This window comes from Psychrobacter sp. I-STPA10 (assembly GCF_021012795.1).
Lineage (GTDB): Bacteria > Pseudomonadota > Gammaproteobacteria > Pseudomonadales > Moraxellaceae > Psychrobacter.
On sequence record NZ_VFYU01000015.1, the window covers coordinates 144,159 to 159,948 of the forward strand.

Consider the following 15,790-nt stretch of genomic DNA (forward strand, 5'->3'; position numbering starts at 1 on the left):
CCATAGACTCAGTCCAACAACAAAATTGATCCTGATTCATTTCATATAATCAAAGAAGTCTAAAACAGCTATAAAGCGACCGAGTGAAGATAGTACGGTTGTACAGCAAACGAGGGCCACACCGTCGCTGTTTAGTAGTTCTTTGACTTTACTTGCTGGCTCTATAAAACGATAAAAAAAGACGGTGTGAAATGAATTCCACACCGTCTGCATATCAGCTAAATAGAACTACTCGCAAATTAGCGACGTAGACCTAGTTGACCAATCAAAGTCGTATAACGATTTAAATCTTTACCTTTTAGGTAGTCAAGCAATTTACGGCGTTGGTTTACCATACGGATAAGACCACGGCGGCTATGATGATCCGCTTTATGCTCTTTAAAATGCCCTTGAAGATCGTTAATACGAGCAGTCAATAACGCAACTTGTACTTCTGGTGAACCAGTATCGTTTTCGCCACGTTGGTATTGAGCAATGATTTGTTGACGATCAGTATTAGTTAACATAATTTTCTCCTGCGATGCGGTGATAAAAATGCTTACCAATTAGGGTCAACCCTGCATCACAAGAGAAGACCTAGATGGCAAACACGAATAGGACTGAAGATTATAACAAAAAGCAGCTAGCAGTGATAGAAGTTTTTACTCCTGCTTGTTAATAAGCCATCAAAATAGACATCAAAAATCATATATCAAAAACGTTTGGTTGATGTCTTAAATCCTCAATTAAATAAACCTAGCTCAATGCTTTGTCTATAGCAGCGACAAAGTCCGCAATGTCGTCGGGTGTGCGTGAAGTAATCAAATTGCCATCTTGCTGCATCGCCTTATCTACAAAGGTTGCACCTGCATTTTCTAAGTCTATTTGTAGCGTTTTATAAGCAGTCAAAGTCTTACCTTTAGCAATACCAGTATCGACGAATATCCATGGCGCATGGCAAATAGCAGCGATTGGTTTACCAGCTTGGTTAAACTGTTTCACTAACTTTTGAGCTGCTTTATCAAAGCGCAGAGCATCGGCATTCATCGTACCACCCGGTAATGCCAGCGCATCATAATCATCTGCCTGAGCATCTTTGGCAAACAAATCAGCACTAAAAGTATCTGCTTTATCTATATGATTCAGCCCCTGTAGCGTTTTTTCATCATGGGTGGTGATTAATACTGTCTTATAACCTTTGTCTTCAAGTTGATTTTTTACATCCACATATTCAACTTGCTCAAAGTCAGTATCTAATAAAAATGCGATGGTTTTCATAATAAGCCCTTATTTTTTCATAGATTTTTATGTTTACACTTATCAGTATAAAGCAAAAATAAAGCACTCATAGAGGGGTGTTGCAAGCAAATGTGTGGGGCTGTAAATTATGTAGAAGCAAGGTAACAAGGCAAAGAAGCTTACCAACTCTATTACAGATTAAAAATTAAAGATTGAGCATTTTCTTTGGCTGCAAGCGACCAGATCGGCTCAACGCACCCAAGCCAACAAATTCACCTGCCTCATTTAATAGGCGAATATCATAAGCAAGCTGTGAATCATCTGTCTGTGACTTCGCTTTCTCTATCGTAACAAGTTTGTTTTGAGCACTGAGATATTGATCAATATCCGTATTCATTTGTGCAATGACATTAAGACGCTGCCCAAGGCGCAAACGCTCACATTGCTCGCTACTAAGCGTCAATGTAGGTACATCTTCAATACATGCATCACTAGGCAATAAACGCTCAAAACGCTGCTGTAAATTAAGCTGTGCTAATTGAGCCAAATCAATCGCTTGCGTAACATCAAAACTGCCAACACTGCTACGACGTAAGCTGATTAAATGCCCGACACTGCCCAATGCTTTGGCAATATCTTCACCCAAAACTCTAATATAAGTCCCTTTTGAGCAGGTAACTTCAAGACGCATACTATCAACCGATAGTTGCTGTAATTGCAGAGAAAAAATAGTAATCGCACGGCTAGGACGCTCTATTTCAATGCCTTCTCGGGCATATTCATACAACTTTTTGCCATCTTTTTTTAGCGCTGAATACATTGGTGGTATTTGCTGCTGCTTACCTAAAAACTGCTGAGTTATCTCTAATAAGTCAACAGCTTGCCAATGAGGTAATGCACATTCATAAATAACCGTCCCCTCAGCATCACCTGTATCTGTTTGCTGCCCCAGTTTAATCACTGCCTCATAGCTTTTATTGGCATCAAGTTGATAGTGGCTAAACTTAGTTGCCTCACCCAAACAAATGGGCAACAACCCTGTTGCCATTGGATCTAATGTACCCGTATGACCTGCTTTGCGGCTGTCATGTTGCGGCGACTGAAACAGATACTTAACTTTGGATACCACTTGCTGCGAGGTCATACCCTTTGGTTTATCAATGAGTATGACACCAGATACGCGTTGTTTTTGCTTAGCGTGCTGCGTTTTTTTCATGTCCTACCTTGTTATTCACAACAAATCACTACAGACTGATTATTTTTCAACCGTTTCGCTCGTGTCATTAGTATTATTGATATCGCTGCTATCACTATTTTGCTCAGCCAGTTCTGCGTCTGCTTGTGTTTTTGAAACCGCTTTGTTAATAAGCTCCATCATATAGTTGCCTTTTGCCGTCACTTCATCATAATGAAAGCGCAAACGAGGTGTGGTACGAGTTTTTAAGCGATGACTAAGCTCAGTACGCAAAAACCCTGCTGCATTATTGAGCACTTTTAGGCTTTGCTCATGGCTATATTTATTCATATCATCATTCAGCTCAGGTTCCATAATGGTGACATAAATATCAGCATAGCCTAAATCTGAGCTGACTTTAACGCTTGAGATGGTCACAAAGCCAGTCAAACGTGGATCATTAAGATCATCACGAATAAGCACGGCTAAGTCTCTTTGAATTTGATCCGCCAAGCGTTGCATACGTTGGTTCATGTTATGTCCTTAATTTTTCTTTGGTAAATTGTTTTTAACTGCTACAAAATAAAATTATATTTTTTAAAATAAATTCAAGTATTTTGATTAAGAAAAAAGACCTAGCAGGATTGTCCTGTTAGGTCTTTTACAAAAACAGGGAGAACTTAATTAAATGGTACGTTGGATCTCTTGAATTTCAAAGACCTCAATCTTATCACCCACTTCCACATCATAGCCACGTACAGCAAGACCACACTCCATACCAGTACGCACTTCATTCACATCGTCTTTAAAGCGGCGAAGTGATTGCAACTGACCAGTAAAGATTACTTGTTCATCACGTAGTACACGAATTGGTTTGTTGCGATAAATCGTACCTTCAACCACCATACAACCAGCAGCTGCACCAAACTTACTTGAGCGGAAGACATCACGTACTTCAGCCACACCAAAAATTTTTTCACGATGCTCTGGCGATAACATACCACTCATCGCAGCTTTTACATCATCAATCAATCCATAGATAACGCTGTAGTAACGAATGTCTAAACCTGCATCATCAGCTTTGCGTCTAGCGGCTGTATCGGCACGCACATTAAAGCCGAGCAATACCGCTTCACTAGATTCAGCCAAGGTGACATCAGACTCAGAAATAGGACCGACACCAGAACTGATGACTTTTACCTTCACTTCATCGGTAGATAACTCATCTAAAGCAGCTAGTAGGGCTTCAAGCGAGCCACGTACATCTGTTTTTAAAATGATGTTTAAGAAAGACACATCACCTTGTTCCATCTGCTCAAACATACTCTCTAAACGCGTCTTGTTCTGACGCTCAAGTTGACGCTGACGCTCACGATTACTACGGAATTCAGCTACTTCACGTGCTTTTTTCTCATCAGATACTACCAAAAACTCACTACCTGCAGCAGGCGTATCAGATAAACCTAATATCTCTACAGGAATAGAAGGTCCCGCTGTTTTGATACGTTTACCAGTTTCATCCATCATGGCGCGCACACGACCATAGAATTCACCAGCCAATACCAAATCACCTTGATTTAAGATACCTTTTTTGACCAATAAACTAGCAACCGCACCACGTCCTTTCTCTAAACGTGATTCAATGACCACACCTTGCGCTGCACCTTCGGTTGGTGCTTCAAGCTCCATCAACTCAGCTTGTAAGCTAATAAGCTCTAGTAACTCATCAATGCCTTGACCAGTTTTGGCTGATACTTGTGCCATAGGCGTATCGCCACCCCAAGCTTCTGTCACTAATTCTTTGGCAGTGAGCTCATTTAATACTTTATCAGGATCAGCAGATTCTTTATCAATCTTATTAAGAGCAACAATAATTGGCGTACCAGCAGCACGAGCATGATCAATCGCTTCTTCTGTTTGTGGCATCATGCCATCATCAGCAGCCACCACCAAAATTACAATATCTGTTGCCTGTGCACCACGAGAACGCATCGCTGTAAATGCTGCGTGTCCTGGAGTATCTAGGAAAGTGATAACCCCACGATCGGTTTCCACATGATACGCGCCCACATGCTGAGTAATGCCACCCGCCTCACCTGACGCAACCTTAGTCTCACGAATCTTATCAAGCAGTGATGTCTTACCATGATCCACATGACCCATGATGGTGACCACTGGAGGACGAGTCTGTACATTACTGCTATGCTGTTCAACCGCTTCTTGTAAGTCATCTTCAACTTTGGTATCACTAACCAGTACTGGATTATGACCCATCTCTTCCACGATTAAACTGGCTGTCGCTTGATCAATCTCATCAGACTCACTCGCCATCTCGCCCATCTTCATCAATAATTTAATGACTTCACGGGCTTTAACAGCCATACGCTGCGCTAAGTCTGAAACAACAATTTGTTCACCAATTTCAACATCATGAACAATTTTTTCGACTGGCTTTTCGAATTTATGCTGTGCTGCTTGTGAAGACTTCAAACCATGACGGCGATTTTTAATCTCACGCTCTTCTTGCACTTTACGGCGACGTCCACGAGCTGCAGTACTATTAGAGCCACGCTTAATTTCACGGCGCTCTTTTTCAAATGACTCTTCTAAAGCAGCACCTACCAAACCTTCAGCAAGTGGTTCATCTTTACGTACTTCAGCAACAGGCTCTTTATCAGAGTATTTTCCTGCCATTTTACGCATCTCTTCAAGCGTTTTTTTCTGTGCTTCTTCTGCTTGTTTACGACGCGTTTCTGCTTCAATTTGACGCAGACGTTCTTCTTCTGCCTCACGTGCTTTACGAGCTTTACGCTCAGCAGCCGTTTCAACTTTCGGTTTAGTTGGAGCAACTTTTTTCTTTGGTTTAGCTTTGGCAATTTCTTCTGCTTTGCTACCTTTTTTCACCACAACCGTGGCAGTGACCTCATCATCACCACTATCAGAAGATGACTTGCTACCCAAACTTGCTCGCATCGCTGCCAATGTCGCCGCTTGACGTTCTTCAGCTTCTTTTTTGGCCTGCTCACGTTTTTTTGCTTCTTCAGCTGCGCGAATCTTCGCTTCTTCAGCCGCTTTTTCACGAGCAGCTATCTGTTCTGCAAGTTTGTTAGGGTCAGGCTTTTCAAAGACCTTTTTCTTGCGCACTTCAACGTTGACGCTTTTTGATTTACCTGATGAGCCTGTTACTCGAGCGGTACTGGTTGTTTTTGCTTTTAAACTGATACGTCGTTTTTCTTGCTGACCATGGCTCTGCTTTAAGTAAGCCACCAATTGCTCTTGCTCAAGCTCGGTGACTATGTCATCCTCGCCACGAGCAGGCAATCCAGCATCAAGCAGTTGCTTTTTTAATGCACTGACTGATTTTTTTACCATGTCTGCTAATTCTTTGACGGTTTTGTCTGCCATTGTATAGTCACCTATTATTCTTCATTAAACCAAGATTCACGTGCTTTCATGATAAGCTTTCCTGCTGTTTCATTATCCAACCCATCAATATCTTCTAGGTCGAATACAGCTTGTTCGGCTAAATCATCTAGGGTAATAATGTCTTTTTGTGCCATTTTATAAGCCCAATCGACACTCATTCCTTCTAGATTCAAAAGCTCATCGCTCGGCTCTTTCATATTTTGCTGTCTGACTAGTTCATCTGCGATCACGACTTCTTTTGCGCGCTCTTGAATCATTTCAATCGCATCATCATCTAGCCCATCTATGTCATAAAATGTATCAAATGGCACGTATGCCACTTCTTCAATACTGGTAAAACCCACATCTACTAAGGCTTGTGCCAAGTCTTGATCTACTTCTAAACGCTCATAAAATAAATCAATATAAGCCTGTGTTTCGTTCTTTTGACGCTCTAAATACTCTTCTTCAAGCATCATGTTCAATCGATAGCCTGTTAACTCAGAAGCAAGACGAACATTTTGTCCCTGCGAGCCAATGGCTCGTGCTAACTGATCATTGGCAGAAAATACAATATCTGCTGTCTTTGCATCTTCATCAAGAATGATGCTGTTCACATCAGCTGGCTCTAGCGCACTGATAATATACTGGGCTGGGTCATCTGACCAAACAATCACATCAATACGTTCACCATCAAGCTCTTGTTGTACCGCTTGAATACGTGTGCCACGCATACCAATACAGGCACCAACTGGGTCAATACGATGATCATTGGTTTTTACCGAAATCTTTGCGCGTACACCAGGCTGTCTAGCAACACCACGCACTTCAATAATCTGCTCAGCAATCTCAGGCACTTCTTTTTGCATGAGTGCTGCTAACATATCTGGATGCGTACGTGACAGTAGTAATTGTGCGCCGCGATTATCACGGTTTACATGGTATAAAATTGCATTGATGCGTGATTTTACTCGAAGCTGCTCACGTGGCAACATTTGATCACGCGATAAATAGCCTTCTGCATTATCACCTAAATCAATGATAAAACCATCACGAGTCTGTTTTTTGACTTCGCCATACATCATCTCACCCACACGTGGCTCAAAGGCATCGGCAATTAAAGCTCGCTCTGCTTCACGAATCTTTTGGATAATCACTTGTTTGGCTTGTGTAGCAGCAATACGACCAAATTCAATAGATTCGATTTGCTCTTCTTTTATATCACCAATTGACCACTCATTTTCATCAAGGTCACTAATAGCAAGTTGACAAGCAGGCATTTCATGATCTTCATCCGCAACCACTGTCCAGTAACGGTAAGTATCATAATCGCCAGTTTTGCGATCAATTGCTACGCGTACAGCAACTTCTGGTTGATCAGTATACACCCGCTTTTTGGTAGAAACGACCAAAGCTTGCTCAATCGCTTCAAAAATATCTTCTGGGTTTAGCCCTTTTTCATTACTGACAGTTTCTACTACCGTTAAAATTTCACGACTCATGCCACACCTATCCTCACATCTCAAAGTTTTGTATCATTACATCAACCATCAACTATGTACTTGTCTCTTCTTGCTCAATATCAAATTTACTTTTATTAAAAGTAATTCAACCCTCTTTGTTATTTAAATCATTATTAAAACGCATTAATTAATGTACTTAAATATCACAAAGTAATAGATAATGACACAAGCCTTTATACAGATGACTGCAACAGATATCTTTACTATTTATCAATCTTATATCTGACTTATACTTGATATATCAAATTAGCTTTATCAATATTACTCAAAGCAATATCAAACTTTTCGCCCTCTACTGTGGTAATAAGCAACTGTTTATCATCTAAACTTTCAAGTATACCAGATACTTTGCGACGTTTACTTTGACCAGAACCAATCGCATGGATCAAGCGTAAATTAATTTTTTCACCCACATAGTCAGCCATTTGCTTAGCATCAAAAAAGGCACGATCAAGCCCAGGTGATGACACCTCCAGCACATATTCACCAGCAATGGGATCATAAACTTCTAACACACCACTGACTTGATGAGTCACCGCCGTGCAATCTTCTATTGTTACTTGCTTACCTGCTTGCTTTTGTTCAGGCAAAGCTTCAATATATATACGTAGTAAAGAGCGTCTACCTTGTGGAATAAACTCCACTCCCCACAATGCCACGTCACAAGCAGCCACGGCAGGGGCAACAATCTCGGTAAGCTCTGTCACTTTTGTGGATAATTTCATAGTTTTGTTTTCATTAATGTCATGACTTATTTAAACTTTAATCAAATAAATTTTTATATAAATTCATATAAATAATTTAGTATCAAATATTATGGTTATGAACATAGCCAGTTGGTTTTATCCTAAATGATTATAACAAACTTCTATTAGTGTACCTAGCCATTAACCTATGTTAAATGTACTTTATTTTACTATGCTCAAGATCATTTTATTCTGTATTAGTAATCAATACTATGATTTGTTATGCCCCTACCAGACATTATAAGCATGGTAACTTAAATCATTTGATAGTGAAGTTTAATGATGCAGAATCAAGTCACAGTTATTATCATTCTTAAGGCTTTATAGATGACTTAAATTTAAATATAGATAAGATAGCAGCTAACTATAAGTACAATACAATGTCAAAAACTTTCTTTTTTTCTTGTATTACAGACCTATAAGTTAACTACCTAGAGCAATCTAACATAAAATAGATACAAAAAAACCCACAAACAATATGGTGGGTTAATTAAAAAAACACATATTTAGAAAGTGGTAGCGGGGGCTGGATTTGAACCAACGACCTTCGGGTTATGAGCCCGACGAGCTACCAGACTGCTCCACCCCGCATCAATCTAGGTCGGTAATTATAGAGACATTTTTAGAAGTTGTCAACTTATAATTACTTTTTATTTTTTAATGAATGATCAGCTAATTACTAATTATTAGAATACAACAATAACTGACTATAATCTACAATTCACCAAAACTATAGATCAATCTTTGTTATCATATAAAACAACAACATTATTAAACTAAAACTAGTTTTTTCTAGTCTTAGAATAAAATAAATGGTGCGATTGGAGGGACTTGAACCCTCACGGCTTGCGCCACTACCCCCTCAAGATAGCGTGTCTACCAATTCCACCACAATCGCTTTTTATATTAAAACAGGCGCATATTCTACGCTGATTTGGACACCTATGCAAGTATACACTCTAGGATATATTTCTATAAAATATGAAGAGACAGCTAAGAAGCAGGTGTCTCTGTCGTTGTTGATGCTGGATCTACTGGTGCAGATTCAGAATCACTTAATTCCGTGTCTGCAATAGATAGGGTTTCTACTGGCTGTAATGTATTTTGAGCGATTGCCTGTTTGCGTGCATGTACTGCTAACGTTAAACTGGTGATAAAAAAAGTCACTGCTAATGCAGCAGTGGCTCGAGTCAAAAAGTTGGCTGAACCTGCAGCACCAAAAACCGTGCCTGATGCACCAGCACCAAAAGATGCCCCTGCATCTGCGCCTTTACCATGCTGAATGAGTATCAAACCAATCATGACAATAGCCACAATGATATGGAGGGCTAAAATTACTGTAAACATGAATCACCTTAAAAAGTTTGCCATAATTAAACCTAGATTAAACCTAGCTGGCAGTTTATGAGCCAGATAAATTAGTTAGGTTCTGCAAAAGCTTGAGCGATGGCAACAAAACTCTCTGCTGTCAGTGCAGCACCGCCGACTAAAACACCATCAATTTGTTGACTACTTGCAAATACCTGAGCATTCTCAGGTTTGACACTACCACCATATATAATAGGTGTTGATTTTAAATAATCACTCATTGTACCAAGTACATCTCTTATTTGAGCATGTATCTGTGTCACCACTTCTACTGTGGGTATCTTACCTGTGCCAATTGCCCATACAGGCTCATAAGCAATGATAAGTTGTAAGTCTAATTTATCTGTTGGTTTTTCTTGAGCAGCTTGGATAGCTAAAAAATCATAAATTACTTGTAATTGTTTATTAAGTACTTGTTGTGTTTGTCCTGCATCATACTCTGCTTCAGTTTCACCCACACACAATATTACGCCAAGATGATATTGCTGGCAGTGTTGCAGTTTTTGTAATAATAATGCATTAGATTCAGCATAATACTCACGTCGCTCAGAATGACCAAGTATCACCCAGCTAACACCAATGTCTTGTAGTTGTTTGGCAGATACATCACCTGTATAAGCTCCTGTATCTGCTGTCATCGCCGTCACATCTTGGGCTGCCATAGTAATATGTGATGTGTGCATTTGTGTAGCAAGGGTCGCTGTATATAACGTACTCGGCGCAACCACTATCTGACAATTGCTCAGCTCAGTTGTCTGCTCTTTAATATCATTAGCCAATACTAACGCCTGTTGTAGCGTTGCAGGATTTAGCTTCCAGTTTCCAATTACCCAAGCAGACATAGCTATTTCACTTCTCACAGATTAATGAATTTTTATGCAAAATTATATAGTCGATACAAGATAATACTGGTACGAGGAAGTCGAGCAAAGGTGTACATATAGTACTGCGAGCGAGACTGACAACGTAACAGTTTTGTATTGGTTCGACTATAAATAATAACAACCATCATTTTGACTGGTTAATTAACTAAAAATTAGCTTACTCATTTTAACAAATCAGATATTATAGCAAATTTTACTCAGACATATAAACTTTGTAGCTTCGTTTCACTATGCTAAAGTAATATTTTTTCTACTTGTAACATCAAATCAGCTCATCCTCAAGACACCTCTTTATCATATAAAAAGAGGCAGCACTTGTATAAAGCAGCAATATGGGGTTAAATACTTTAATTAAAATACAAATAATACATAATACAGATATTTATATATTTAAGTAAGTTTAAGGAGAGAGCATGTCAGCCCCAATGAGCTTTGGCGGTTTAGCACATCGATTGGTACAAGATGGACTGATTGCAGAAGATGTCATGCAAAAAGCATTATCAGAATCCCAGCAACAGCAAACCAGTCTCATATCATATTTAGTAGATAATAAGTTGGCTGCTGCTGATAAATTAGCATGGGCAGTGGCAAAAGAGTTTGGTGACCCCCTCTTTGATATTGATCAACTGAATAAAGACATTGTACCAATGGATTTGGTGAGTGAAAAAATTATTCGCAAATATAATGCATTACCCATATTTAAACGAGGGCAGCGTCTTTTCGTTGCCATGAGCGATCCCTCTCGTTTGGATGCCATAGATGCAATACAATTTAATTCTCGTTTATCTGTACAAACGGTTGTCGTAGAAGACAATAAATTAAAAAAATACATAGAGTCCAAACTCACTAGCTCTATGGATACTTTTAGCGACTTTGATGATGGCGATCTATCAGTTGATGTTGAAAACAGTGATGAGAAAACAGATAATGAGGCAGGCTCTACTGGTGAAGAAGCTCCTGTGGTTAAGTTTATCAATAAAATGTTGGTCGATGCCATTCGTATGGGAGCATCAGATTTACATTTTGAACCCTATGAAAAAACCTACCGTGTACGCTTTCGTATTGATGGGGTCATGCAAAAAATGGCATCTCCCCCCGTGCAACTTGCCAATAAAATTGCCTCACGATTAAAAGTAATGTCACAAATGGACATCTCCGAGCGACGTATTCCTCAAGATGGACGTATCAAGTTGAAAGTATCGAAAAATAAAGCCATTGATTTTCGTGTCAACTCTTTACCTACCTTATTTGGTGAAAAACTGGTATTACGTATCTTAGATCCCTCTTCAGCCATGTTAGGAATCGATGCCTTAGGTTACGAGCCTGATCAAAAAGAGATGTTTTTAGAGGCGCTGCATAAACCTCAAGGTATGCTACTTATTACAGGCCCCACTGGCTCTGGTAAAACCGTCTCTTTATATACCGGGTTAAACATTTTAAATACTGAAGAAACCAACATTTCAACCGCTGAAGATCCCGTAGAGATTAATTTAGAAGGCATCAATCAAGTCAATGTCAATCCTAAAGTAGGTCTCACCTTTGCCAGTGCACTAAAATCTTTTTTACGTCAAGATCCTGATATCGTTATGGTGGGTGAGATTCGAGACTTAGAAACTGCAGAGATTGCCATTAAAGCAGCACAAACTGGACATATGGTGTTGTCTACCTTGCATACCAACTCTGCACCAGAGACTTTAACCCGTCTGCGTAATATGGGTGTGGCTTCTTTTAATATTGCCACTTCTGTCAACTTGGTCATTGCACAGCGTCTAGCCAGACGATTATGTAAAAACTGCAAAAAACCCACAACAGTTCCTAAACCAAGTTTACTTGAGATGGGCTTTACTGAAGAAGACTTATCTGATCCTGACAACATCATTTATGAACCCGTTGGCTGTGCTGAGTGCCGTGAAGGATATAAAGGACGTGTTGGGGTTTATGAGGTGATGAAGATTAACGAGGACATTTCTCGAATTATTATGGAAGATGGTAATGCCATTGCAATTAAAGATGCCGCATTAAAAAATGGCTTTCGGGATTTGCGCCGCTCAGGTATTTTAAAAGTATTACAAGGATTAACCAGCATTCAAGAGATGTACCGAGTAACTTCTGAATGAATATCAGAACAACTTTAAAATATAAAATAAATACTACATATAGGATTATTTACTATATTCGTTTAAAATAAGGATATGTATCTAATAGGTATTCGCATGATATAAACCAATATGTGATATGCCAACTAACCTTCAAGAACATAAAAAAAGATAAAAAATAGAGGACAGCAGCATGGCAAAAGCTACCACTGATATGTTATTAGATTTTGTCTATGATGGTACCAACCGTCGTGGACAAAAAGTAAAGGGGGAAACGACCAGTCGTAGCATGGAGTTAGCCAAGGCACAACTGCGCAAACAAGGCATCACTGTACGTGCCATTAAGAAAAAACCCAAACCTCTGTTTACCTCTAAAAAGAAAATTAAAGCACTCGATATCGCCATTTTTGTACGCCAGCTTGCCACCATGATGAAAGCAGGCGTGCCTTTAACCCAGTCATTTGAAATTGTTGCTGACTCTTTAGACAATCCTTCGATGAAAGATTTGGTTTTAAAAATTAAAACAGAAATCGAATCTGGCAGCACCTTTGCGGCAGCTCTACGTAAACATCCTCGTTATTTTGACGATCTATTTTGCTCTTTAGTCGAGTCAGGAGAGCAATCTGGAGCGTTAGAAACCATGCTTGAACGCGTTGCCACTTATAAAGAAAAAAGTGAATTACTAAAAGCGAAAATTAAAAAAGCACTTAAATATCCGATTGCGGTGATTGTGGTTGCCATTATTGTCACCATCATTTTATTGGTTAAAGTTGTGCCAGTATTTGCTGAACTATTTAGCTCTTTTGGCGCTGAACTACCAGCATTTACCCAAATGGTAGTAACTATGTCAGAATGGATGCAGTCGTGGTGGTTTGTTCTAATTATAGGCATTGGTGCAGCTATTATTGCTTTTAGTGAAGCCAAAAAACGCTCCAAAAAATTTCGTGACTTTTTAGATCGCTTGGTTTTAAAAGCTCCTATCTTTGGTAACATTGCCTATCAAGCGGTGATTGCTCGCTTTGCTCGTACACTATCCACCACCTTTGCTGCAGGTGTCCCCCTTATTGATGCCCTAGACTCCACTGCAGGTGCCACCAATAATGTGGTATTTTATAATGCCACCCAGCGGGTCAAAGAAGATGTGGCCACAGGACAACAGTTACAATTTGCCATGCGCAGCACCAATTTATTTCCTAGTATGGCAATCCAAATGGTGGGTATTGGTGAAGAAGCGGGTAGTTTAGAAGAAATGCTAGATAAAGTAGCTACTTATTATGAAAATGAAGTGGATAATGCGGTTGATGGACTGACCAGCTTAATGGAGCCCTTGATCATGGCTGTGCTAGGAGTATTAGTTGGTGGCTTAGTCGTTGCCATGTACTTACCTATCTTCCAATTAGGGCAAGTAGTTGGTTAATAAGGTTTAATTATGCAATTTTGGCAGCTACTACAAGATAATACCTCCCTCGCATTAGTCCTATTTGGTGTATTAGGGCTATGTGTGGGCAGTTTTTTAAATGTTGTTATTCATCGTATCCCCTTAATCATGACATATGAGTGGCGTAGTGGCTCTGTCGATTTATTAACTGAGCAAAAAGACATCGCAGTAAGCCTACTTGAGCCTATCCAAGCCATCGTTACTCAAGATACGGCCATCAATTTAAGTCACCCTGCTTCACGTTGCCCTCACTGTGGTCATGTTATTCGCTGGTATGAAAATATTCCATTAATCAGTTGGCTAGTACTAAAAGGTTGCTGTTCAGATTGTCAGCAGCCAATTGGCATACGTTATCCACTGGTTGAGCTAACAACAGCACTGCTAAGTATGTTGGTCATCTATCAACTTGGAGTTACCTTGCCTGCATTGGCAGCTTTGCTATTTGTGTGGACGCTACTGGCATTGATTGGCATTGATCATGATACCCAACTGCTACCAGATCGTCTCACTTTTCCTTTAGCAGGATTAGGACTGGCTGTAAATTCACAAGGCTGGTTTATCAGTCCTACCCAATCTATTTGGGGACTGATTATCGGATTTTTATCCTTATGGATAGTGGTCAAGATCTTTTATCTTCTCACCAAAAAACAGGGCATGGGACAAGGCGACTTCAAATTATTAGCCGTACTCGGTGCATGGCTGGGTCCGATGATGCTACCATTTATCATTCTACTCTCATCTCTTTTAGGCTCAGTAGTGGGTGTGATATTAATGCGTAAACATGGTGAAAGCCGACCATTTGCCTTTGGCCCTTATATTGCCATTGCAGGCATCGTGGCTTTATTATATGGTCAAGATATCATGTCATGGTATCTTGGGCGGTACTAATCAACATAGAGAATAAGACTTGTTCTGTTTCGTAAGTAATCCTGACAGTATTAAGTGTAATTTTTTTAAATTTTATTTTAATTTTACCCTGTATAAAAGGTGATTATCTCCAAATCTATCACTTATTCCCATTTCCTAGCTAATAATCAATCATAGCCATTAGTTAACAGCCATGAAAGGATTAATATATCATGCCAACTTTTTCTGACACCACAACTGAGCAAGCCCCACAAGTATTTAATAAGCCACAACAAAAGAGACTGGTGATTGGAGTAACAGGCGGTATTGGAAGTGGTAAATCAGTAGTAACCAAATGGTTTGAGCAACAAGGCATTGAAGTGGTTGATGCCGATGATATCGCTCATCAAATTATGCAAAAAGGTAGCCCCACACTGGCTAAATTGGTGACCAAGTTTGGTAACTGGATACTCACAGAAAAAGGAGAGATGGATAGAAAAGCAGTTAGACAACATGTTTTTACTTATCCTGATGCCCTGATGACCTTAGAGAGTATCACCCATCCAGCCATCCGTCTTGAGGCAAAACGGCGATTGGCACAGACAAAATCAACCTATGTCATACTATCTGCACCTTTACTGCTTGAAGGCGCAGAAGCAGGTCTGGCGAATCTCTGCCATCGTATTTTAGTCATTGATGCACCAGAGTCACTGCAAATTGAACGTGCCAGTAAGCGCGATAAACAAACCATAGAAAAAATTAAAGCCATTATGGACAACCAGCTCAGCAGAGAAGACCGCACCAATCAAGCAGACGATATCGTTATCAATGATGGTGATCTAAATAATCTCTATGCTCAGCTTCAACCTTTACACAAAAATTATCTAAGTATGGCAAATATGCCTCTTTCTATGTTCGCTCTTTGTTAAGTAGTTAAGTGGTTAAGTGGTTAAGTGGTTAATTTACATTGATGGCATCAATGCGATTGCTGCTTTGTTCATCGCCCAAAATGCTGATCTGATCTGGCCATAATAAGAACCTGTATTCATAATTCATAATCCAAAATCAGGGGAGTTTTAAACTAAAATTGCG

General features: G+C 39.7%; 13 protein-coding genes and 2 tRNA genes. 4 read left to right on the forward strand and 11 right to left on the reverse strand.

Annotation, left to right across the window (positions count from 1 at the left end; all coding sequences use genetic code 11):
* Positions 1 to 239 precede the first annotated feature (239 nt).
* From rpsO to tpiA, 11 genes are all read right to left on the reverse strand, one after another.
* Positions 240 to 509 (reverse strand): 30S ribosomal protein S15, encoded by a 270-nt coding sequence (rpsO, locus tag FHK89_RS07545; protein WP_442966569.1) that lies wholly within the window; start codon positions 507 to 509, stop codon positions 240 to 242.
* A 226-nt stretch (positions 510 to 735) separates the two neighbouring features.
* Positions 736 to 1,257: a type 1 glutamine amidotransferase domain-containing protein gene (locus FHK89_RS07550; protein ID WP_230658710.1), complete on the reverse strand. Its 522-nt coding sequence runs from the start codon at positions 1,255 to 1,257 to the stop codon at positions 736 to 738.
* Between the two features lie 166 nt (positions 1,258 to 1,423).
* On the reverse strand, positions 1,424 to 2,434 hold the full coding sequence (gene truB / locus FHK89_RS07555) for a tRNA pseudouridine(55) synthase TruB (protein WP_230658712.1): 1,011 nt from the start codon (positions 2,432 to 2,434) through the stop codon (positions 1,424 to 1,426).
* Between the two features lie 39 nt (positions 2,435 to 2,473).
* Positions 2,474 to 2,926, reverse strand: a complete 453-nt coding sequence (locus FHK89_RS07560) for a ribosome-binding factor A (protein WP_230658714.1) — start codon at positions 2,924 to 2,926, stop codon at positions 2,474 to 2,476.
* Positions 2,927 to 3,076: 150 nt separating this feature from the next.
* Positions 3,077 to 5,797, reverse strand: a complete 2,721-nt coding sequence (infB, locus tag FHK89_RS07565) for a translation initiation factor IF-2 (RefSeq protein WP_230658716.1) — start codon at positions 5,795 to 5,797, stop codon at positions 3,077 to 3,079.
* A gap of 14 nt (positions 5,798 to 5,811) precedes the next feature.
* Positions 5,812 to 7,299, reverse strand: a complete 1,488-nt coding sequence (gene nusA, locus FHK89_RS07570; RefSeq protein ID WP_230658718.1) for a transcription termination factor NusA — start codon at positions 7,297 to 7,299, stop codon at positions 5,812 to 5,814.
* 248 nt (positions 7,300 to 7,547) lie between these two features.
* Positions 7,548 to 8,045, reverse strand: coding sequence for a ribosome maturation factor RimP (rimP, locus tag FHK89_RS07575; protein ID WP_230658720.1), 498 nt, complete (start codon positions 8,043 to 8,045; stop codon positions 7,548 to 7,550).
* A 535-nt stretch (positions 8,046 to 8,580) separates the two neighbouring features.
* Positions 8,581 to 8,657: transfer RNA gene (locus FHK89_RS07580), tRNA-Met, on the reverse strand.
* A gap of 222 nt (positions 8,658 to 8,879) precedes the next feature.
* Positions 8,880 to 8,964: transfer RNA gene (locus FHK89_RS07585), tRNA-Leu, on the reverse strand.
* Positions 8,965 to 9,059: 95 nt separating this feature from the next.
* Complete coding sequence (gene secG / locus FHK89_RS07590; protein WP_230658723.1) at positions 9,060 to 9,413, reverse strand: preprotein translocase subunit SecG; 354 nt, start codon at positions 9,411 to 9,413, stop codon at positions 9,060 to 9,062.
* A gap of 71 nt (positions 9,414 to 9,484) precedes the next feature.
* Positions 9,485 to 10,276 carry a triose-phosphate isomerase gene (tpiA, locus tag FHK89_RS07595; protein WP_230658725.1) on the reverse strand — a complete coding sequence of 264 codons (792 nt, stop codon included), beginning with the start codon at positions 10,274 to 10,276 and terminating at the stop codon, positions 9,485 to 9,487.
* Between the two features lie 455 nt (positions 10,277 to 10,731).
* Here tpiA and pilB point away from each other — a divergent pair, with 455 nt between their 5' ends.
* The 4 genes from pilB (at position 10,732) to coaE (ending at position 15,627) form a co-directional block, all read left to right on the forward strand.
* Complete coding sequence (gene pilB, locus FHK89_RS07600; protein WP_230658727.1) at positions 10,732 to 12,435, forward strand: type IV-A pilus assembly ATPase PilB; 1,704 nt, start codon at positions 10,732 to 10,734, stop codon at positions 12,433 to 12,435.
* A 172-nt stretch (positions 12,436 to 12,607) separates the two neighbouring features.
* Complete coding sequence (locus tag FHK89_RS07605) at positions 12,608 to 13,831, forward strand: type II secretion system F family protein (protein WP_230658729.1); 1,224 nt, start codon at positions 12,608 to 12,610, stop codon at positions 13,829 to 13,831.
* A 12-nt stretch (positions 13,832 to 13,843) separates the two neighbouring features.
* Positions 13,844 to 14,740, forward strand: a complete 897-nt coding sequence (locus FHK89_RS07610; protein ID WP_230658730.1) for a prepilin peptidase — start codon at positions 13,844 to 13,846, stop codon at positions 14,738 to 14,740.
* 191 nt (positions 14,741 to 14,931) lie between these two features.
* Entirely contained in the window at positions 14,932 to 15,627 is a 696-nt protein-coding gene (gene coaE / locus FHK89_RS07615) for a dephospho-CoA kinase (RefSeq protein WP_230658732.1), read from the forward strand.
* Positions 15,628 to 15,790 lie beyond the last annotated feature (163 nt).

Coding starts and splice junctions, on each gene's coding strand:
- FHK89_RS07605 (WP_230658729.1), top strand. CDS start 12,608: ATGGCAAAAGCTACCACTGATATGTTATTAGATTTTGTCTATGATGGT.
- tpiA (WP_230658725.1), bottom strand. CDS start 10,276: ATGTCTGCTTGGGTAATTGGAAACTGGAAGCTAAATCCTGCAACGCTA.
- FHK89_RS07610 (WP_230658730.1), top strand. CDS start 13,844: ATGCAATTTTGGCAGCTACTACAAGATAATACCTCCCTCGCATTAGTC.
- FHK89_RS07560 (WP_230658714.1), bottom strand. CDS start 2,926: ATGAACCAACGTATGCAACGCTTGGCGGATCAAATTCAAAGAGACTTA.
- infB (WP_230658716.1), bottom strand. CDS start 5,797: ATGGCAGACAAAACCGTCAAAGAATTAGCAGACATGGTAAAAAAATCA.
- rimP (WP_230658720.1), bottom strand. CDS start 8,045: ATGAAATTATCCACAAAAGTGACAGAGCTTACCGAGATTGTTGCCCCT.
- truB (WP_230658712.1), bottom strand. CDS start 2,434: ATGAAAAAAACGCAGCACGCTAAGCAAAAACAACGCGTATCTGGTGTC.
- FHK89_RS07550 (WP_230658710.1), bottom strand. CDS start 1,257: ATGAAAACCATCGCATTTTTATTAGATACTGACTTTGAGCAAGTTGAA.
- pilB (WP_230658727.1), top strand. CDS start 10,732: ATGTCAGCCCCAATGAGCTTTGGCGGTTTAGCACATCGATTGGTACAA.
- coaE (WP_230658732.1), top strand. CDS start 14,932: ATGCCAACTTTTTCTGACACCACAACTGAGCAAGCCCCACAAGTATTT.
- secG (WP_230658723.1), bottom strand. CDS start 9,413: ATGTTTACAGTAATTTTAGCCCTCCATATCATTGTGGCTATTGTCATG.
- nusA (WP_230658718.1), bottom strand. CDS start 7,299: ATGAGTCGTGAAATTTTAACGGTAGTAGAAACTGTCAGTAATGAAAAA.